Origin of the sequence: Mesorhizobium sp. B2-3-15 (genome assembly GCF_006442875.1) — a bacterium.
Lineage (GTDB): Bacteria > Pseudomonadota > Alphaproteobacteria > Rhizobiales > Rhizobiaceae > Mesorhizobium > Mesorhizobium australicum.
On sequence record NZ_VFVO01000024.1, the window covers coordinates 1 to 21047 of the forward strand.

Annotated in this window: 16 protein-coding genes, 1 tRNA gene and 2 pseudogenes; 2 read left to right on the forward strand and 17 right to left on the reverse strand. The window is 62.1% G+C overall.

The features are described 5' to 3' along the window. The 4 genes and pseudogenes from FJ954_RS31275 to rpsL all read right to left on the reverse strand — a co-directional run. Window positions 1–77: pseudogene (locus FJ954_RS31275) on the reverse strand (elongation factor Tu); the annotation flags it as partial. 66 nt (window positions 78–143) lie between these two features. Beyond that, on the reverse strand, window positions 144–2234 hold the full coding sequence (gene fusA, locus FJ954_RS31280) for an elongation factor G (RefSeq protein ID WP_015317987.1): 2091 nt from the start codon (window positions 2232–2234) through the stop codon (window positions 144–146). A gap of 29 nt (window positions 2235–2263) precedes the next feature. Further along, window positions 2264–2734: a 30S ribosomal protein S7 gene (rpsG, locus tag FJ954_RS31285; RefSeq protein ID WP_008875664.1), complete on the reverse strand. Its 471-nt coding sequence runs from the start codon at window positions 2732–2734 to the stop codon at window positions 2264–2266. A gap of 74 nt (window positions 2735–2808) precedes the next feature. Continuing rightward, window positions 2809–3180 (reverse strand): 30S ribosomal protein S12, encoded by a 372-nt coding sequence (rpsL, locus tag FJ954_RS31290; protein WP_006333356.1) that lies wholly within the window; start codon window positions 3178–3180, stop codon window positions 2809–2811. 472 nt (window positions 3181–3652) lie between these two features. Here rpsL and FJ954_RS31295 point away from each other — a divergent pair, with 472 nt between their 5' ends. Together FJ954_RS31295 and FJ954_RS31300 are read left to right on the forward strand one after the other, a co-directional pair. Continuing rightward, window positions 3653–3934, forward strand: a complete 282-nt coding sequence (locus tag FJ954_RS31295; RefSeq protein ID WP_015317988.1) for a hypothetical protein — start codon at window positions 3653–3655, stop codon at window positions 3932–3934. A gap of 154 nt (window positions 3935–4088) precedes the next feature. Continuing rightward, window positions 4089–5012, forward strand: a complete 924-nt coding sequence (locus FJ954_RS31300; RefSeq protein ID WP_041163842.1) for a Gfo/Idh/MocA family oxidoreductase — start codon at window positions 4089–4091, stop codon at window positions 5010–5012. 21 nt (window positions 5013–5033) lie between these two features. On the opposite strand, the gene FJ954_RS31305 is transcribed toward FJ954_RS31300, so the two are convergent. From FJ954_RS31305 to FJ954_RS31365, 13 genes and pseudogenes are all read right to left on the reverse strand, one after another. Then, window positions 5034–5699, reverse strand: coding sequence for an O-methyltransferase (locus tag FJ954_RS31305; protein WP_015317990.1), 666 nt, complete (start codon window positions 5697–5699; stop codon window positions 5034–5036). Window positions 5700–5781: 82 nt separating this feature from the next. Further along, complete coding sequence (rpoC, locus tag FJ954_RS31310) at window positions 5782–9978, reverse strand: DNA-directed RNA polymerase subunit beta' (RefSeq protein WP_015317991.1); 4197 nt, start codon at window positions 9976–9978, stop codon at window positions 5782–5784. Between the two features lie 152 nt (window positions 9979–10130). Further along, window positions 10131–14267, reverse strand: a complete 4137-nt coding sequence (rpoB, locus tag FJ954_RS31315) for a DNA-directed RNA polymerase subunit beta (RefSeq protein WP_140666025.1) — start codon at window positions 14265–14267, stop codon at window positions 10131–10133. 267 nt (window positions 14268–14534) lie between these two features. Next, window positions 14535–14912, reverse strand: a complete 378-nt coding sequence (gene rplL, locus FJ954_RS31320) for a 50S ribosomal protein L7/L12 (protein WP_015317993.1) — start codon at window positions 14910–14912, stop codon at window positions 14535–14537. A 54-nt stretch (window positions 14913–14966) separates the two neighbouring features. After that, window positions 14967–15485, reverse strand: coding sequence for a 50S ribosomal protein L10 (gene rplJ, locus FJ954_RS31325; protein WP_015317994.1), 519 nt, complete (start codon window positions 15483–15485; stop codon window positions 14967–14969). 407 nt (window positions 15486–15892) lie between these two features. Continuing rightward, entirely contained in the window at window positions 15893–16591 is a 699-nt protein-coding gene (rplA, locus tag FJ954_RS31330) for a 50S ribosomal protein L1 (RefSeq protein ID WP_140620687.1), read from the reverse strand. 4 nt (window positions 16592–16595) lie between these two features. Then, window positions 16596–17024: a 50S ribosomal protein L11 gene (rplK, locus tag FJ954_RS31335; RefSeq protein WP_010909262.1), complete on the reverse strand. Its 429-nt coding sequence runs from the start codon at window positions 17022–17024 to the stop codon at window positions 16596–16598. A 174-nt stretch (window positions 17025–17198) separates the two neighbouring features. After that, window positions 17199–17726, reverse strand: coding sequence for a transcription termination/antitermination protein NusG (nusG, locus tag FJ954_RS31340; protein ID WP_140666027.1), 528 nt, complete (start codon window positions 17724–17726; stop codon window positions 17199–17201). A 27-nt stretch (window positions 17727–17753) separates the two neighbouring features. Further along, entirely contained in the window at window positions 17754–17957 is a 204-nt protein-coding gene (gene secE / locus FJ954_RS31345; protein ID WP_013531408.1) for a preprotein translocase subunit SecE, read from the reverse strand. 359 nt (window positions 17958–18316) lie between these two features. Next, window positions 18317–18392, reverse strand: a tRNA-Trp gene (locus tag FJ954_RS31350). Between the two features lie 190 nt (window positions 18393–18582). Continuing rightward, window positions 18583–19065, reverse strand: a complete 483-nt coding sequence (locus tag FJ954_RS31355; RefSeq protein ID WP_015317997.1) for a group II truncated hemoglobin — start codon at window positions 19063–19065, stop codon at window positions 18583–18585. Window positions 19066–19161: 96 nt separating this feature from the next. Beyond that, window positions 19162–20808: a hypothetical protein gene (locus FJ954_RS31360; protein WP_140666030.1), complete on the reverse strand. Its 1647-nt coding sequence runs from the start codon at window positions 20806–20808 to the stop codon at window positions 19162–19164. Window positions 20809–20971: 163 nt separating this feature from the next. Beyond that, a pseudogene (locus tag FJ954_RS31365) lies at window positions 20972–21047 on the reverse strand (elongation factor Tu); the annotation flags it as partial.

Consider the following 21047-nt stretch of genomic DNA (forward strand, 5'->3'; position numbering starts at 1 on the left):
GTCTTGCCATGGTCGACGTGACCAATCGTGCCGATGTTCACATGAGGCTTGGTGCGCTCGAATTTACCTTTTGCCATGTGATGTCTCCAATCCTGCTCGCCCGTGCGGGCCTTGATTTAAGTTACTGCTGCAACCCGTCGGGGTTACGCGTATTTCTTCTGGACTTCCTGGGCGACCGCGGTCGGCACAGGCTCGTAGTGATCGAACTGCATCGTGTAGGCCGCGCGGCCCTGGCTCATCGAGCGCAGGTTGTCGACATACTTGAACATGTTGGCGAGCGGCACCATCGCGTTGATAACCACCGCGACGCCACGTGCTTCCTGGCCCTGGATCTGGCCGCGACGGCCGTTCAGGTCACCGATGACGCTGCCGACGTAATCTTCCGGCGTGACGACCTCGACCTTCATGATCGGCTCGAGCAGCTGCACGCCGAGCTTGGGCGCGGCTTCACGGAAGCAGGCACGGCCGGCGATTTCGAAGGCGAGCACCGAGGAGTCGACGTCGTGGTATGCGCCGTCGATGAGCGTCGCCTTGACGCCGATCATCGGGAAGCCCGCGAACGGACCCGACGACATGACGCTGTTGATGCCCTTTTCGACACCCGGGATGTATTCCTTCGGAACCGCACCGCCGACGATCTTGGTATCGAACTCGAACTCGGGGCTTTCCGGGTTCGGCTCGAACAGGATCTTGACGCGGGCGAACTGACCGGTACCGCCGGTCTGCTTCTTGTGCGTGTAGTCCTGCTCGTGCTTGCGAGTGATCGTTTCACGGTAAGCCACCTGCGGCGCACCGACGTTGGCTTCAACCTTGAACTCGCGGCGCATGCGGTCGACGATGATGTCGAGGTGAAGCTCGCCCATGCCGGAAATGATGGTCTGGCCTGATTCCTCGTCGGTCTTGACGCGGAAGGAGGGGTCCTCGGCGGCCAGGCGATGAAGGGCCAGGCCCATCTTTTCCTGGTCGTTCTTGGTCTTCGGCTCGATGGCGATCTGGATGACCGGATCGGGGAATTCCATGCGCTCGAGGATGACCGGGTGCAGCGGATCGCTCAGCGTATCGCCGGTGGTGGTGTCCTTGAGGCCGGCCAGGGCGACGATGTCGCCGGCAAAAGCCTCCTCGACGTCGGCGCGCGAGTTCGCATGCATCTGAAGCATGCGGCCAATGCGCTCCTTCTTGCCCTTCACGGTGTTGTCAACCGAGATGCCCTTGGTGAGCTTGCCCGAATAGATGCGGGCAAAGGTCAACGAACCGACGAACGGGTCGTTCATGATCTTGAAGGCGAGCATCGAAAGCGGCTCGTTGTCGTCGGCGTGACGCTCGATCTCGGCATCGGTCTTGGCATCGACGCCCTTGATGGCCGGAACATCGGCCGGCGACGGCAGGTATTCGACGACGGCGTCGAGCAGCGGCTGCACGCCCTTGTTCTTGAAGGCCGAGCCGCAGAACATCGGGTAGAACTTCACCGCGATGGTGCCCTTGCGGATCAGCGCGCGGATCTCGTCATTCGACGGCATCTTGCCTTCGAGGTAATTCTCAAGCGCCGTCTCGTCCATTTCGACGGCGGCTTCGATCATCTTCTCGCGATATTCTTCCGCACGAGCCTGAAGGTCGGCCGGGATCTCGACGACGTCCCAGGCAGCACCCAGCGTCTCGTCGCGCCAGACCAGCGCGTTCATCTCGACCAGGTCGACGACGCCCTTGAATTCGGTCTCGGCGCCGATCGGCAGCTGCATGACGACGGCATGCGCGCCGAGGCGCGAACCGATCATTTCGACCGAGCGGTAGAAGTCGGCGCCAATCTTGTCCATCTTGTTGCAGAAGATCATGCGCGGAACGCGGTACTTGTCCGCCTGCCGCCAGACGGTTTCCGTCTGCGGCTCGACACCGGCATTGGCATCGAGCAGCGCAATGGCGCCGTCAAGCACGCGCAGCGAACGCTCGACTTCGATGGTGAAGTCGACGTGTCCGGGGGTGTCGATGATGTTGAAGCGGTGCATCTTGCCGTCACGAGCCTTCCAGAAGGTCGTGGTCGCGGCGGACGTGATGGTGATGCCGCGCTCCTGCTCCTGCTCCATCCAATCCATGGTGGCAGCGCCGTCGTGCACTTCGCCGATCTTGTGCGACTTGCCCGTGTAATAGAGGACGCGCTCGGTGGTCGTCGTCTTGCCGGCGTCAATATGCGCCATGATACCGAAATTGCGGTAGTCTTCGATTTTGTATTCGCGGGCCATCGTAGCTGCCTCTCAGTCTCGTTCGCGCTTTACCAGCGGTAGTGCGCGAAAGCGCGGTTGGCTTCTGCCATCTTGTGGGTGTCTTCACGCTTCTTCACGGCGGTGCCGCGGTTGTTGGCCGCGTCCATCAGCTCGCCGGAGAGGCGGTCGACCATGGTGGTCTCGTTGCGGTTGCGGGCCGCGGCGATCAGCCAACGGATCGCCAGCGCCTGGCGGCGCTCGGGGCGCACGTCGACCGGAACCTGGTAGGTGGCGCCGCCGACGCGACGCGAACGCACTTCCACATGCGGCGCGACATTGTCGAGCGCCTGATGGAAGACGGTGACCGGCTCCTGCTTGGTCTTCGACTGGACCTGGTCCAGCGCGCCGTAGACGATGGTCTCGGCAACCGACTTCTTGCCGTCATACATGACGGCATTCATGAACTTGGTGACGATCAGATCGCCGAACTTGGGATCCGGGTTGATCTCACGCTTTTCTGCACTGTGACGACGCGACATGGCTTTTGTCTCTCAATCTCGTAGCCCGGCGCATTCAAGCAGCACCAAGGCCGAAAAATCTTACTTCGGACGCCTTACTTCGGACGCTTGGCGCCGTACTTCGAACGGCGCTGCTTGCGGTTCTTCACACCCTGCGTATCGAGCACGCCGCGGATGATGTGGTAGCGCACGCCCGGAAGATCCTTGACGCGGCCGCCGCGGATCATGACCACGGAGTGCTCCTGAAGGTTGTGACCTTCGCCGGGGATGTAACCGATCACTTCAAAACCATTGGTCAGGCGGATCTTGGCCACCTTGCGCAGCGCCGAGTTCGGCTTCTTCGGCGTCGTTGTATAGACGCGCGTGCAGACGCCCCGCTTCTGCGGGTTCTGCTGCATGGCCGGGACCTTGTTGCGCTTCACCGGCGCAATGCGCGGCTTGCGGATCAGCTGGTTGACGGTAGGCATTAAACCCTCTTGTCTCTCAATTCCGTGTCTCGTGCCGGTCAAGGCTCGCTCAAAGCGTCATTTCCATACGCAAATTCGGGCCACAAACCGCGCCTCGCGGTCTTGCCCGAACAAATCGCAGAGGAAGCGGAAACCGCTTCGTGCACGCCGGAAATGTCTTTTCGCTCGTAAAACGAACCCTGTTTGAGGCAAACTCCAAAGCGTGTCGCTTCGGAAGGGAGAGCCTCACATCGGTTCTGACTGGGCGGCTTCTACTCGTAAGCCCGCGAACCGTCAAGCCCGCAGTGGCAAATATTGCATCGAAGCCGGGACTTGGCAGCCATGCGAAAACCGCATGTAATTTTCTTTCGCGATTTTGCAATGCCGAGGAAGAAAGTGACCGGCTTTTGGCTTTTGCGCGCCCATGCTTCATGCGAAAAGGCGGCCTGAGCATCAACATCCCCTCGCCCGCGCTTGCCAGGAGGAATCAGCCGTGAACGACAATGAAGAACGCCCGGTCACCATCATCACCGGCCGGGTGTGGAAGCGCAAAGGCGGCAAGGTGGAAGGCGTGCATGTCATGCTGGTCGCTCCTGATGACGATTCGGCGGTGCGACGCGCCCTCGAATCGCTGGCGGCGGAAGGCTATGCCGAAGCCGAGCTCGACCAGATCGGCGATATGGACGGGGTGCCCGACGACGAGCCGCATCTGTCGGCCTACCAGGGCGCTCTCGAAGGCGAAGTGTCGATCGTCACCTTCGACGCGCCGATCTGATCATGGCGTGTCATGGGCGCGGTGTCCTTCCTTGCCCTCCTTGCCGTGACGCGATTCGTTCGGATAGCCGGCACGGCCGACGCTTGCCCGTCATGGCCGATCTGCTAAGAGACGCGCAGTCGTCCAAACCCGGCGGAGCCTCATGTCCTCATCCATCTCGCCCATCAGAATCGGCATTGTCGGCGTCGGCAAGATCGTCCGCGACCAACACCTTCCCGCCCTGGCCAAGGATCGGGATTACCAGCTGATCGCGGCGGCCAGCCGGCACGGCAAGGTCGATGGCATTGTGAATTTCCCCGACATCGAGACGATGCTTGGCGTGGTCCCCGAACTCGATGCAGTGTCGCTGTGCATGCCGCCGCAGTTCCGCTATGAAGCCGCGCGCAAGGCGCTCGAGGCTGGAAAGCACGTTTTCCTGGAAAAGCCGCCCGGTGCCACGGTCAGCGAGGTCGAGGACCTGAAGGCGCTCGCGGCGAAACAAGGCGTCTCACTGTTCGCAAGCTGGCATTCGCGCTACGCGCCGGCGGTCGAAGCGGCGCGGATATTCCTCGCTTCGACCAACATCAAATCGGCGGCGATCGTCTGGAAGGAAGATGTACGCCGCTGGCACCCAAACCAGGACTGGATCTGGCAGCCTGGCGGCTTCGGCGTCTTCGATCCCGGCATCAACGCGCTGTCGATCGCAACCTACATCCTGCCGGCCATGTACATCACTTCGGCCGTGCTCGACTTTCCGGTGAACCGTGACGCGCCGATCGCGGCCCAGGTCGCGTTCCGGGCAGCGAATGGATCGGATGTGACGATGGATCTCGACTGGTTGCAGACCGGACCGCAGAGTTGGGACATCCTGGCCGATACGGATGCCGGACAGATGGTGCTCTCGGGTGGCGGCTCGAAGCTCGCCGTCGATGGCAATATCGTACACGAGGAGCCGGAAGCGGAATATCCGATGCTCTACCGGCGCTTCGCCGAAATCGTGCACGCCGAGACGTCAGATGTGGACCTTGCGCCGCTCCAGCACGTTGCCGACGCCTTCATGCTCGGCAAGCGCAACGTGGTCGAGGCGTTTTTCGACTGAGGTCGCCGGGCCGCCTTGGCATCAGTCGACAACCGCAATCGCAAACCCGTCATAGCCCTTGGCGCCCACCGTCTGGATGGCGGTGCCGTCCAGCCGTTTGTCGCCACCGATGAATGAAAATGCCGCGCGGGCGCCCTCGACATTGGCATCGCGTCCATCTTCATCCAGAACGGCACCATCGCGGATGACGTTGTCGCAGACGATGACCGTTCCTGACCGCGACAGCCGCAAGGCGCAGGCCAGATAGTTCGGGTTGTTCGGCTTGTCCGCGTCGATGAAGACGAGATCGAACGGGCCGGCATTCTCGCCGCCCAGTTCTGTGAGCGACTGGAGCGCCGAACCGACACGCAGTTCCACACGGTCCGCAACCCCTGCCCGCTCCAAATTCGAACGCGCGACCTTGGCATGGTGCGGATCGAGTTCGAGTGTCACGACCTTGCCGTCAGCAGGCAATCCCCGCGCCATCCAGATGGTCGAATAGCCACCCAGCGTGCCGATCTCGAGCACCTTCTTCGCGCCGCTGATGCGCACCAGCAGCGAGAGCAGCTTTCCTTGCGCCGCCGAGACGTCGATCGCCGGCAGGCCCTGGCGGCGGTTGGCCGCCAGAACCGCGTCGAGAACGGGATCCGCCTCGAAGAGAGAAGAAACGATGTAGTCATCGACAGCCGTCCAGGTCTTCGTGTTCATCCGCTTTCCTCCGATCGCAAAAATGAAAAAGCCGCCGGGTTGCCCCGACGGCTTCTGTTGCCTGAGATTTTTGCCGCCGCGCCTACTGCGCGGCGGTTGTCATGTCCGCCAGCATCGGCTCGGCGACTTCCACACCGGAGGCCTTGCGGCGCTCGTCGATGATCAGTTCGTCGCGCGAGGTGGCGATGCGCCGGATCTGGCTCATCGTGCCGCCGGTACCGGCGGGGATCAGCCGGCCGACGATGACGTTTTCCTTCAAGCCCTGCAGCATGTCGGTCTTGCCGGCAACCGCGGCTTCCGTCAGCACCCTGGTCGTCTCCTGGAAGGAGGCGGCCGAGATGAAGGACGGCGTCTGCAGCGATGCCTTGGTGATGCCCAAGAGCACCGGCTGGCCTTCGGCCGGCTTCTTGCCGTCCTCGACCAGGCGCTCGTTGACCTCTTCCAGTTCGATCACATCGACGTGGTCGCCCGGGATATAGGTCGAGTCGCCCTGCACCGTGATCTCGACCTTCTGCAGCATCTGGCGAACGATCACCTCGATGTGCTTGTCGTTGATCGAGACGCCCTGCAGGCGGTAGACTTCCTGGATCTCGTTGACGAGGTAGGAAGCAAGTGCCTCCACGCCCTTGATTGCCAGGATGTCGTGCGGCGCCGGATTGCCGTCGAGGATGTAGTCGCCCTTCTCGATGACGTCGCCGTCCTGGAGATGGAACGGCTTGCCCTTCGGGATCAGGTACTCGACCGGCTCGAGCGTCGAGTCGTGCGGCTCGATGATGATGCGGCGCTTGTTCTTGTAGTCGCGGCCGAAGCGGATCGTGCCATCGATCTCGGCGATGATGGCGTGATCCTTCGGACGACGTGCCTCGAACAGTTCGGCAACACGCGGCAGACCGCCGGTGATGTCCTTGGTCTTGGCGCTTTCCATCGGGATACGCGCCAGCACGTCGCCGGGGCGAACCTGAGCACCCGGCTCGACCGAGAGAATGGCCTCGACCGAGAGCAGGAAGCGGGCGTCGCCACCCTTCGACAGCTTGCCGACCTTGCCCTTGGTGTCCAGGATGGCAATCGCGGGCTTGAGGTCGTTGCCACGCGGCGTCGAACGCCAGTCGATGACCTCACGCTTGGTGATGCCGGTCGATTCGTCGGCCGTTTCCTGAACGGAAATGCCGTCGACCAGATCCTCATACGACACCTTGCCCTCGATTTCAGTGAGGACAGGACGGGTATAGGGATCCCACTCGGCGATACGCTGACCGCGCTTCACCTTGTCGCCATCGTCCACGAAGATGCGCGAACCATAGGTGACACGGTGCGTGGCGCGCTCCTTGCCGGCTTCGTCGAGGATCAGAACCGCCATGTTGCGGCCCATGACCATCTGCTGGCCGTCCGAGTTGCGCACCACGTTGCGGTTGCGGATCTCGACCTTGCCCTCATAGGAGGCTTCAAGGAACGAGCTATCCACCACCTGCGCCGTACCGCCCATGTGGAAGGTACGCATGGTGAGCTGCGTGCCCGGCTCGCCGATCGACTGCGCCGCGATGACGCCGACGGCTTCGCCCTGGTTGACCGGGGTGCCGCGGGCCAGATCGCGTCCGTAGCAGACCGCGCAGACGCCGATCCTGACTTCGCAGGTCAGGGCCGAGCGGATGCGGACCGACTGCACGCCGGCCTTTTCGATCTGCTCGACGTCACGCTCGTCCATCAGCGTTCCGGCCTTGACCAGAACCTCGCCCGACACCGGATGGGTGATGTCGTCGAGGGATGTACGGCCCAGCACGCGCTGGCCGACCGAAGCAACGACCTGACCGGCATCGACGATCGGCTGCATGGTGAGGCCCTTGTCGGTGCCGCAATCCACGGAGTTGACGATGCAGTCCTGCGCCACGTCGACCAGACGACGGGTGAGGTAACCCGAGTTCGCCGTCTTCAAGGCGGTATCGGCCAGACCCTTGCGGGCGCCGTGGGTCGAGTTGAAGTACTCGAGCACGGTCAGGCCTTCCTTGAAGTTCGAGATGATCGGCGTCTCGATGATTTCACCCGACGGCTTGGCCATCAGGCCGCGCATGCCAGCGAGTTGGCGCATCTGGGTGGGCGAGCCGCGCGCACCGGAGTGCGACATCATGTAGATCGAGTTCATCGGCTTCTGACGGCCATTGTCCTCGAACTCGACCGCCTTGATGCGGGCCATCATTTCGTCGGCGACCTTTTCCGAGCACTTGGCCCAGGCGTCGACGACCTTATTGTACTTCTCGCCCTGCGTGATCAGGCCGTCATTGTACTGCTGCTCGTACTCCTTGGCCAAAGCCTCGGTGTCCGACACCAGCTTGATCTTGGTGTCCGGGATCAGCATGTCGTCCTTGCCGAACGAAATGCCGGCACGGCAGGCATGGGCAAAGCCGAGCGCCATGATGCGGTCGCAGAAAATGACCGTCTCCTTCTGACCGCAATGGCGGTAGACGGTGTCGATCATCTTGGAGATGTTCTTCTTGGTCATCTCCTGGTTGGCGGTCTCATAGGGCACGTTGACGTTCTTCGGCAGAAGCTCGCCGATGATCATGCGGCCAGGCGTGGTGTCATGGATCTTCGACACGACCTTTCCTTCGGCGTCGACCGTGCGGAAGCGGCCCTTGATCTTGGCGTGCAGGGTCACGGCCTTGGTCTCGAGCGCGTGCTGGAGTTCGCCCATGTCGGCAAACACCATGCCCTCGCCCGGCTCGTTCTGGTTGACGATCGAGAGGTAGTAGAGACCCAGGACCATGTCCTGCGACGGCACGATGATCGGCGCGCCGGAAGCCGGGTGCAGGATGTTGTTGGTCGACATCATCAGCACGCGGGCTTCCAACTGCGCTTCCAGCGACAGCGGCACGTGAACGGCCATCTGGTCGCCGTCGAAGTCGGCGTTGAAGGCCGTGCAGACCAGCGGGTGAAGCTGGATCGCCTTGCCTTCGATCAGGATCGGCTCGAACGCCTGGATGCCCAGGCGGTGCAGCGTCGGCGCGCGGTTGAGCAGCACCGGATGCTCGCGGATGACCTCATCGAGGATATCCCAGACTTCCGGACGCTCCTTCTCGACCAGCTTCTTGGCCTGCTTGACGGTCGAGGAGTAACCCTTGGCGTCGAGACGGGCGTAGATGAAGGGCTTGAACAGTTCGAGCGCCATCTTCTTCGGCAGGCCGCACTGGTGCAGCTTGAGCTCCGGACCGGTGACGATAACCGAGCGTCCGGAATAGTCGACGCGCTTGCCGAGCAGGTTCTGACGGAACCGGCCCTGCTTGCCCTTGAGCATGTCGGACAGCGACTTCAGCGGACGCTTGTTGGCGCCGGTGATGACGCGGCCGCGACGGCCGTTGTCGAACAGCGCATCGACGGCTTCCTGCAGCATGCGCTTTTCATTGCGCACGATAATGCCCGGCGCCCGCAGCTCGATCAGCCGCTTCAGGCGGTTGTTGCGGTTGATGACGCGGCGGTAGAGATCGTTCAGATCGGACGTCGCGAAACGACCGCCGTCCAGCGGGACGAGCGGGCGCAGGTCCGGCGGGATCACCGGAACCACCTTCATGATCATCCATTCCGGACGGTTGCCGGATTCCATGAAGTTCTCGACGACCTTGAGCCGCTTCAGATACTTTTTCTGCTTCAGCTCGGACGTGGTCGATGCCAGTTCCGAACGCAGGTCGCCGGCGATCTTCTCCAGGTCCATGCCGGCCAGAAGGTCATGAATGGCCTCGGCGCCGATCATGGCGGTGAAACTATCCTCGCCATATTCGTCGACGGCGATCATGTACTCTTCCTCGCTGAGCAGCTGGTGCTCCTTCAGCGCGGTGAGGCCAGGCTCGGTGACGATGTAGTTCTCGAAGTAGAGGACGCGCTCGATGTCCTTCAGCGTCATGTCGAGCAGCGTGCCGATGCGCGAGGGCAGCGACTTCAGGAACCAGATGTGAGCGACGGGAGCCGCCAGCTCGATATGGCCCATGCGCTCGCGGCGGACGCGCGACAGCGTGACTTCGACGCCGCACTTCTCGCAGATCACGCCCTTGTACTTCATGCGCTTGTACTTGCCGCACAGGCATTCATAGTCCTTGATCGGGCCAAAAATGCGCGCGCAGAACAGACCGTCACGCTCCGGCTTGAAGGTGCGGTAGTTGATGGTCTCCGGCTTTTTGATCTCGCCGAACGACCAGGACAGAATCTTCTCAGGGCTGGCAAGCGAAATCCGGATGGAATCGAACACCTGCGCAGGCGCCTGCGGATTGAAGAGATTCATGACCTCTTGGTTCATGCCGTTCTCCTTTTCGGGGTCCTCGAAAACCCCTTGCATCTAACGCGGGCCGAATGCCCGCTGAGTGGTCGGCCCACCGGCCGAAGAATTGGTGCATCCGGTCGCGAGAGCCCTCTCCCGCGCCCGGATGTCTTGTTTACTCGGCCGCGCCCCTATTCGGCAGCATCGGGCAGCCGGATCGGGTTTTCGTCGAGCTTGGTGTTCTCGAGCTCGACATTGAGGCCGAGAGACCGCATTTCCTTGACGAGCACGTTGAAGCTCTCGGGAATGCCTGCCTCGAACGTGTCGTCGCCACGCACGATCGCCTCGTAGACCTTGGTGCGGCCGGCGACGTCGTCCGACTTCACCGTCAGCATTTCCTGCAGCGTGTAAGCGGCGCCGTAGGCTTCCAGTGCCCAGACCTCCATCTCGCCGAAGCGCTGGCCGCCGAACTGCGCCTTGCCGCCCAGCGGCTGCTGGGTGACGAGCGAGTACGGACCGATCGAACGCGCGTGGATCTTGTCGTCCACGAGGTGGTGAAGCTTGAGCATGTAGATATAGCCCATCGTCACCTTGCGATCGAACGGCTCGCCGGTGCGTCCGTCATAGAGCTGCGACTGACCGCTGGTGTGCAGGCCCGCCTGCTCCAGCATGATGTTGATGTCAGCCTCATGCGCGCCGTCGAACACCGGGGTCGCGATGGAGACGCCGCGGCGCATCTGCTCGCTCAGGCGAACGATGCTCTCGTCGTCATATTCGCGAACCGGCTCGTTGCGGTCGTTGGCCGGCATGAAGCTCTCGAGCGTCTTGCGCAGCGGCTTGATGTCGCCGGCTGTCTTGTACGCATCGATAAGCTCGCCGATCTTCCTGCCCATGCCAGCGCAGGCCCAGCCCAGATGCGTTTCCAGGATCTGGCCGACATTCATGCGGCTCGGCACACCCAGCGGGTTGAGCACGATATCGGCATGCGTGCCGTCCTCGAGGAAAGGCATGTCCTCGACCGGAACGATACGCGACACGACACCCTTGTTGCCGTGACGGCCGGCCATCTTGTCGCCGGGCTGCATCTTGCGCTTCACCGCCACGAAGACCTTGACCATCTTCATGACGCCCGGAGGCATTTCGTCGCCGCGCTGCACCTTCTCGACCTTGTCCATGAAGCGCTGTTCGAGCGCCTTCTTGGAATCGTCGTACTGGCCACGCAGGGCTTCCAGTTCGCTTTGGAGCTTTTCGTTCTCCACCGCAAACTGCCACCACTGCGAACGCGGATACTCGTCGAGCGTGTCCTTGGACAGCGTCGAGCCCTTCTTGAAGCCCTTCGGTCCAGCGATCGCTTCCTTGCCGACGAGAACGTCGGAAAGACGCGCATAGACGTTACGGTCCAGAATGGCCTGCTCGTCGTCGCGATCCTTGGCGAGGCGTTCGATCTCCTCGCGCTCGATCGCCATGGCGCGCTCGTCCTTCTCCACACCGTGGCGATTGAACACGCGCACCTCGACGACGGTGCCGAAAGTGCCCGGAGGCATGCGCATCGAAGTGTCGCGCACGTCGGAAGCCTTTTCGCCGAAGATGGCGCGCAGAAGCTTCTCTTCCGGCGTCATCGGGCTCTCGCCCTTCGGCGTGATCTTGCCGACCAGGATGTCGCCCGGCTGCACTTCCGCACCGATATAGACGATGCCGGCTTCGTCGAGGTTCTTCAGCGCTTCTTCCGAGACGTTTGGAATATCGCGCGTGATTTCCTCCGGACCGAGCTTGGTATCGCGCGCCATGACCTCGAACTCCTCGATGTGGATCGAGGTGAAGACGTCGTCGGCCACGATACGCTCGGAGAGCAGGATCGAGTCCTCGTAGTTGTAGCCGTTCCACGGCATGAACGCGACCAGCACGTTGCGGCCGAGCGCCAGATCACCAAGCTCGGTCGACGGACCGTCGGCGATGATGTCGCCCTTGTTGACCCGGTCACCCATGCGCACCAGCGGACGCTGGTTGATGCAGGTGTTCTGGTTCGAGCGCTGGAACTTCATCAGCCGGTAGATGTCGACGCCGGACTTGCCCGGATCGAGATCCTCGGTGGCGCGGATAACGATACGCGTCGCGTCCACCTGGTCGACGATGCCGCCACGACGCGCGCCGATGGCGGCGCCCGAGTCACGGGCGACGATCGGCTCCATGCCGGTACCGACGAACGGCGCCTCGGCGCGCACCAGCGGCACGGCCTGGCGCTGCATGTTCGAGCCCATCAGAGCGCGGTTGGCGTCGTCGTTCTCGAGGAACGGGATGAGCGCCGCGGCAACAGACACCATCTGCTTGGGCGACACGTCCATCAGGTCGACGTTTTCGCGCGGCGCCATCATCACTTCGCCGGCGCTGCGGCAAATGACGAATTCGTCGACGAAGCCGCCATTCTTGTCGAGCTCGGCGTTGGCCTGCGCGACATGGTGCTTGGCCTCTTCCATCGCCGAAAGATAGACGACGTCATTGGTCAGCTTGCCGTCGACGATCTTGCGGTACGGGCTTTCGATGAAGCCGTACTTGTTGACGCGCGCGAAGGTCGCCAGCGAGTTGATCAGACCGATATTCGGGCCTTCCGGCGTCTCGATCGGGCAGATACGGCCGTAATGCGTCGGGTGCACGTCGCGCACTTCGAAGCCGGCACGCTCGCGGGTCAGACCGCCCGGTCCAAGCGCCGAGAGACGACGCTTGTGGGTGATCTCCGACAGCGGGTTGGTCTGGTCCATGAACTGCGACAGCTGCGAGGAACCGAAGAACTCGCGCACGGCGGCGGCCGCCGGCTTGGCGTTGATCAGGTCCTGCGGCATGACCGTGTCGATCTCGATCGAGGACATGCGTTCCTTGATCGCGCGCTCCATGCGCAGCAGGCCGACGCGGTACTGGTTCTCCATCAGCTCGCCGACCGAACGCACGCGGCGGTTGCCGAGATTGTCGATGTCGTCGATCTCGCCCTTGCCATCACGCAGTTCGACCAGCGTCCTGACCACGGCCAGGATGTCGTCCTTGCGCAGCACGCGCACGGTGTCCTCGGCCTTGAGCTCGAGGCGCATGTTCATCTTGACGCGGCCGACGGCGGACAGGTCGTAGCGCTCGCTGTCGAAGAACAGCGAGTTGAACATGGCTTCGGCGGTCTCGAGCGTCGGCGGCTCGCCCGGGCGCATGACACGGTAGATGTCGAACAGCGCGTCCTGGCGGCTCTCGTTCTTGTCGACGGCGAGCGTGTTGCGGATATAGGCGCCGACATTGACATGGTCGATGTCGAGGACCTGGATCTCCTGCTCGCCGGTGCCGAGCAGCACCTTGAGCGTCTTGTCGTCGATCTCATCGCCGGCCTCGAGGAAAATCTCGCCGGTGGCGTAGTTGACGATGTCCTCGGCCAGGTAGTTGCCGAGCAGATCCTCGTCGGTCGCCTTGATCGCCTTGAGACCCTTTTCGCCGAGCTGGCGTGCCTGGCGAGCGGTGATCTTCTTGCCCGCCTCGACGACGATCTCGCCGGTGTCGGCATCGACCAGGTCGCCGACGGCCTTGAGGCCGCGGAAACGCTCGACGTTGAAGGGAATGCGCCAATGGTCGCCGGCGCGCTTGTAGGTGATCTTGTTGTAGAAGGTCGACAGGATCTCCTCGCCGTCCATGCCGAGCGCCATCAGCAGCGACGTCACCGGAATCTTGCGGCGACGGTCGATGCGGGCGTGCACGACGTCCTTGGAATCGAACTCGATGTCGAGCCACGAGCCACGATAGGGGATCACACGGGCGGCAAACAGAAGCTTGCCCGACGAGTGCGACTTGCCCTTGTCGTGGTCGAAGAAGACGCCCGGAGAGCGGTGCATCTGCGAAACGATGACGCGCTCGGTGCCATTGACGATAAAGGTGCCGTTCAAGGTCATGAGCGGCATGTCGCCCATGTAGACGTCCTGCTCCTTGATGTCCTTGATCGACTTGGCACCGGTATCCTCGTCGATATCGAACACGATGAGGCGCAGCGTCACCTTCAGCGGCGCGGCATAGGTCAGGTCGCGCTGACGGCATTCGTCAACGTCGAATTTCGGTCCTTCGAACTCGTACTTCACGAACTCCAGCATGGAGGAGCCGGAAAAATCGGAGATCGGGAAGACCGACTTGAAAACAGCCTGCAGTCCTTCGTCGGGACGCCCGCCCTTGGGCTCGTCCACCATCAGGAACTGGTCATAGGATGCCTTCTGAACCTCGATAAGGTTCGGCATCTCCGCAACTTCCGGGATCTTCCCGAAGAACTTGCGTACGCGTCTGCGGCCATTGAAAGTCTGGGTCTGGGCCATCGTCGCTCCTTAGCTCTAAACTCGGGACGAACCTCGCCGCGGTTCGTCTTGCATACTGAGCCACCTGGGCGGCGGCTCTCTGTCTGTTCTCCGGCCGCCTCTCCAATTGCTTGGCGGGTTACCGGCTAAAACGGGAGAAAACCCGTTTCCTGAAGGCCGGGTTACGGCCCTCAGGAAAGAGGTTTTCGTACATCTCGCGTCACGCAGCCTCCCCTGGTCACCCAAGGGAGTGGCGGACGGCGCGAGGCCGCCCGCCGCTTTTTACGCTTACTTCAGGTCGACCTTGGCGCCGGCTGCTTCCAGCTGCGCCTTGAACTTGTCAGCGTCGGCCTTGGAAACGCCTTCCTTGACCGGCTTCGGAGCCGCTTCGACCAGGTCCTTGGCTTCCTTGAGGCCAAGACCGGTGATGGCGCGGACTTCCTTGATGACGTTGATCTTCTGAGCGCCGGCCTCGGTGAGAACGACGTCGAATTCCGTCTTTTCCTCAACCGGGGCAGCAGCAGCGGCAGCACCGCCAGCAGCGGCAACCGCCACCGGAGCAGCAGCCGAAACGCCCCACTTTTCTTCCAGAAGCTTCGACAGCTCAGCCGCCTCGAGGACGGTCAGCTTCGAAAGGTCGTCTACGATCTTTGCCAGATCAGCCATTGTTGTGTTCCTTCGTTAGGTTCGAACGTGTGTTTTTGATAGCGAGGAACGGCCTCATGCCGCCTCGTCCTTCCGGGCGTAAGCGCCGATGACGCGCGCGACCGAGGCCGCTGGCGCATTGACGATCTGGGCGATCCGGGTTGCCGGCGTGGCGATCATGCCAACCAGCCTGGCGCGCAGCTCATCGAGCGACGGAAGTGTGGCGAGTGCCTTCACACCGTCGGCGTTGAGCGAGGTGGTGCCCATTGCGCCGCCGAGAATGACGAGCTTGTCATTCCCCTTGGCGAAATCGGACGCGACCTTCGGCGCCGCAATCGGATCCTCCGAATACGCGATCAGCGTCTGTCCCTTGAACAGCTCGATGATCGATGCGGAGTCCGTGCCCTGAAGAGCGATTTTGGCGAGACGGTTCTTCGCGACTTTAACGGTGCCACCGGCAGCGCGCATCTTCGACCGAAGGTCGTTCATTTGCGCGACGGTGATACCGGCATAGTGGGCCACGACTACTGAACCCGCGCCCGAAAACGCATCATTCAGGCCCGTGACGAGTTCGCGTTTTTCCGCTCTGTCCACTGCCTATCTCCAGTTGACCCCAGTCCTGCCAATGGGAACATTCCCATTTCGAGGACAGGCGTCGGGTTGCCTTTTGCCGGCCGGGCCATCCAGTAACGGATCTCCCGAACGACGCTCGAGGATCCTGCCCCCTTTCGCCACATCGACGGCAAAGCCGGCGATGCGCAGACAAAAGGCAAACACGGTTCGAACCTTTCATTGGAGCTTGTTGCTCCGTTGTCCGGTTTTCACCCGTCTCATGCAGGCCCACATGAATTAAGGCCCTCCTCTTGAATCAAGGTTCGGGCCGCCCGCAATCTCGGACAGGATGTCCGGAAGCCTTCCGGCTTCCGGTACCGGGCCCAGGATAAATCCAAGGCCCGGAATTCAGTCACGGATCAGCCTTCGAAAGGCCAATCCAAATCCAATCAGGACGCGGCGAGCGTCGCGACGTCGAGCTTGAGGCCCGGGCCCATCGTCGAGGTGACAGACACCTTCTTGACGTAGTTGCCCTTGGCGCCAGCCGGCTTTGCCTTGGTCACCGCATCGGCGAAGGCACGGACGTTCTCTTCCAGCGCCTTGACGTCGAAAGAGACCTTGCCGACACCGGCATGAACGATGCCGGCCTTCTCGACACGGAACTCGACCGCGCCGCCCTTCGAAGCCTTGACGGCCGCGGCGACATCGGTGGTGACGGTGCCGACCTTCGGGTTCGGCATCATGCCGCGCGGGCCGAGCACCTTACCGAGACGGCCGACGAGCGGCATCATGTCCGGCGTGGCGATGCAGCGATCGAAATCGATCGTGCCCTTCTGGACGATGTCGACCAGATCCTCGGCACCGACGATGTCGGCACCAGCGGCCTTGGCCTCTTCGGCCTTGTCGCCACGGGCGAACACGGCGACACGGACCGAGCGGCCGGTGCCGTTCGGCAGGTTGACCACGCCGCGAACCATCTGGTCGGCATGACGCGGGTCTACGCCGAGGTTCATGGCCACTTCGATGGTCTCGTCGAACTTGACCGAGGAACGATCCTTGAGCAGCTTCAGCGCATCACCGAGCGCGTAAGCCTTGTTGGGATCGATGCCTTCACGGGTCTTCGATACACGCTTTGCAATCTTTGCCATGATCTTAGCCCACCACTTCCAGACCCATCGAGCGGGCGGAGCCCTCGACCATGCGCATGGCCGCTTCGACGTCGTTCGCGTTCAGATCCTTCATCTTGGCGGTCGCGATTTCGCGAACCTTGTCGCGCGAAACCGTGCCAGCCTTGACCTTGCCCGGCTCCTTCGAGCCCGACTTCAGGTTCGCGGCCTTCTTCAGGAAGTAGCTCACCGGGGGCGTCTTCATGACGAAGGTGAACGACTTGTCCTGGTAATAGGTGATGACGACCGGAACCGGCGATCCCTTTTCCATTTCCTGGGTCTGCGCGTTGAACGCCTTGCAGAACTCCATGATGTTGATGCCGCGCTGACCAAGTGCCGGGCCGATCGGGGGAGACGGCGTGGCCGATCCCGCGGAGACCTGGAGCTTGAGCTGGCCTGCAATTTTCTTAGCCATCTCTTTTCCTGCCTTTGTCTATGCCGGCTCCACGATCTGGGAAACACCGGCGGTTGCAGTCTGGTGGTGCGGTTCTTGCGGCCGGCTAAAGCCGCCTTCGCCTCCCACCGTTCTCAAGCCGCGCGTTGCCGCGCCGCCTCCCCTGATCGCCGGACCGGCATCAGGGATTTCGGATCAGCCCTTTTCGACCTGTCCGAATTCCAGATCGACGGGCACGGCGCGCCCGAAGATCGAAACTTCCACCTTGAGCCGCGCCCGCTCCTCGTCCACTTCCTGGACGAAACCGTTGAACGACGCGAAGGGACCATCCGAAACGCGGATCGCCTCGCCGATCTCGAAGGTGACCGAGGGCTTCGGCCGCTCGACGCCTTCCTGCACCTGGTTCAGGATGCGCTGGGCTTCGGCCTCGGTGATCGGCACCGGCTTGGAGTCGCCGAGAAAACCTGTGACTTTCGGCGTGTTCTTGACCACCGAGAACACGGCGTCGGTCAAGTTGGCCTTCAAGAGCACGTAGCCCGGGAAGAACTTGCGCTCGGCGTCGACCTTCCGGCCGCGACGAACCTCGACGACCTTCTCGGTCGGCACCACGATCTGCTCGATATCGGCGGACAGGCCCTTCTGCTTGGCCTTGTTCTCGATGTCCTCGGCGACCTTCTTCTCGAAGTTCGAATAGGCGTGGACGATGTACCAGCGCGTAGCCATTTTTTCGACTTCTCCTAATCGCCGGACTTAGCGTCCAATGCCCAGAATCTGCTCGACCGCGAGGCCCATGAGCTGATCGGCGGTGAAGAAGAAGATCATCGCAATCACAGCAAAGGCCAGGACCATGACCGTCGAGATCATCGTCTCGCGGCGCGACGGCCAAGTCACCTTGGCTGTCTCCGCGCGCACCTGCTGGAGAAAGACGAAAGGATTTGTGGTTTTCGAAGCCATATGCCGCCTGTCTTCAAGACCCGTTGGCCGGGTCCCCTGGATGATCCCGCTGGCCGGGACGTGCCGCCTGAGCCCAATCTCGCGCCGAATCAGCGCAATCATTTCGCCCATGCAAATCAGACGCGTAAAGCCGGCTTCCCAGCTCCACGCGTCGCGTGTCTGTTTCGTCTACATAAAACCGATTCTTGATCCACGCAAGTGGCAAGTGCCCGCTTTATGACCAAACGCCGCCTCGGAACCATCCAGTCGTTCCGTCCCGGCTATGGCGCCCTTATGCCCCAATCGGGTTAATATGGCAAGCGGCTCGCCGATTTTCAAAGGCTGGCCGCGAAATATCGTTTTGATGCCATCTTAGGAAATGGCACGGGCAGCAGGGCTCGAACCTACGACCTGCGGTTTTGGAGACCGCCGCTCTACCAACTGAGCTATGCCCGTACACGCGCGCTTCGGCGCAGGCGCTTCCTAAAAGCTTCCGCGCGCTCTGTAAAGAGCGGTTTGCAGGCAAACGTGCTTAACCCCTGCGCCAGAAATCGAGATGGCCGGCGACCAGCCCCTCGGCATCGATCTCCAGCTCCCGCCTGAAGTGGCTGGCGCGCGATTCATAGAGGTATCCCGGCAGCCGAAGCTATTTTGCGTCCGGCACCCGGTACGGACCGCCAGGCACGCCCCAGCCCCAGGCCGGCATCGGTTCGGTCTCGGGATCGCAGGTCTCGCCGAGATTGGAATTCATCTTGGCCAGCCGCGATCCCCATTCGACGTAGCCCATGAAGGCTGAACGGAATTCCGGATCGTCCGGCAGACCGACCTCATCCGCCGCGTCGGCGAGAAGATTGATCCAGCGGCGGCGCTGCTCCTCGCTCAAATGCTTGCCCAGATGATGCATGACCATTTCGCGGTGGCCGCCAAAGGTTTCGCTGTAGGTTTTCGGTCCGCCGAAGACCTCGCCGATGAAGGCCGCGACATGGGCGGGGTGGTCCGGCGACATGTGCTTGAACACCGGGCCAACGACCGGATCTCGTGCCACCTTGTCGTAGAAGGTTTGCGTCAGCCGGTTCAGCGCCTCGCTGCCTCCGGCCCATTCGTAGAGTGTCGGAACGTCCTGGCTCATTCTCGATCCTTCGCCGGCCCCGCCGCCGCGACGATAGCGGAAATCGGATATGGCTCAACCTGCCTCGATGGGCAGTTCCCCTGACATCACCGTGCTCTACAGCCTGGCGGGCGCGTCGGCCTGTGCATTGGCGGCTGGCAGGCCCAGGCAATTGTCGGGCTTGGCAACAGCCTTGCAAATCGTGGAGCCGGTCAGCGCGTCGACCGATTGCGGTCCCGTTGTCAGTCCAAGCTTGAGCATGGTGTCTGGGTCAAGTTCCCTCTCGGTCGGGCGTCGTTCGATTGTTGCGAACAGAGCGGGACTGATCGCCATCTCGTCGAGGTAGGCCTTGACCACCAGCTTCTGTCCCATCGGATACAGGCTGAGCCGCGCCCGGGGACCGACTAGCCGTCTGGCGCCGCCAGCGACCACTAACGCACAGGCGGAATCACACTCCACCCCCGCATCGATGCTCAATCCGGCATAGGCTCCTTCCGTGGCCAGGCAGTTCCACGCGCCGGGGTCACAGTCGACGAAATCGGTGCGGGCAACGGCGATGTCGAGCTTTCTTTCATGGATAAGCCGCCCCATTGCGAGAGCGCTGGGCAGGTCGCCTCCGCGTGAGCTGATGACGACAGGCAGCCGTCGATCGCCAAGCGTGGCCAGCAACTGCCGCAGCTTCCGCGGCGCCTGGTTGGTGATCGCACCTTCGGCCGATATCCATTCCGGACAATCGGGATCGCACAGCGGATTGCTGCCGCGAACGACGACAAACCGCATGTCCCCGCCGGCCTTCGCGGTGTCCGGTTGAACGGCAGCCATGGGCCTTGCTGCGGCCGATGGCGTCGTCTTGCCTGCGGGTCCAGCTATTTGCCGGCAGTTCGTGGCCGGCTGGGCCAGGCCGCAGAGGCTTGCCGTGGTCAACAGATCCACTGTGTCCCGGCTGGTGACCAACTTCATCCTCACCATGTCGTCGAGCGGAATCTGACGAATCTCACTGGCCGGCGTGGCCTTCATGACTTCCAGTACGCCGTCTGCTATCCCCATTTCCTTCAGGTACGCCGAAAGCGTCTTCTCGACTGTCCTGCTCATCTCGTAGGTTTTGTAGCTGCCAGCGTTTTTGCGGCTGACCACCTTGGTGCTGATGATCTTCTTCCTGCCGTTCACGATCCGGTACGTGGTCCGGTAGAGCAGCTTCTCCCGCTGGTATGTGGTGGTGATCTGGTGGACGCCGAGATAGCCGAAATCTCCAACCACGCGGCGGACACCGCCGGAAAACATTAGCGGACAGGCCGAATTGCACATGGCTCCGTCGTCATAGGCCGTACCGAAATAATCGGCACTCCTGCCCTTGTTGTCCCCGCAGTTTTTTGTTTCCGGCTGGCAATCGGAAAAAACCGTCACGCCGACGGCGATATCGAGCTTGTTCTTGCGGATCATCCGGCCGAGTGCCAGCGCGGCGTCGACGTTACCGCCGGGCGAATTGACGACGACCGGCAATTGCCTTCCCTTGAGCGCCTTGAGCGTGCGCTTGAGGAGAGACGGCGTGCCCGCGTCGATGGTGCCATCCGCCGATATCCATTCAGGACAGTTGGGTTCGCATCTCGGAGCGTTGCTGCGCACGACGACGAAGCGCATGGGCGGGATGTCGAGAGGCCCATCCTCCGCTCGCGCTGTCAAAACGGGCAGAGCCATGGCGACGGCGAGGCAAACCAGTGCCCATAACCGCCATGCCTTCCCATCGAAACGGTGCCTTGGAACCACTGTCGGCAAAGCTCCCTCAGTGCAACCTATACTAGTTGCAGCCATGGCGCTTGCAACAGCTTTGAAACAAACGCGCAATGCTTGCGTTGCGAGGCGTCTGAAACGAAAAAAGGCGGCCCGAAGACCGCCCTTTCGTTTTCGAGACCGGCAGCAGCCGGATCGATTACTCTTTGATGGTGACGACGATGCCGGCACCGACGGTGCGGCCGCCTTCACGGATGGCGAAGCGCAGCTTCTCT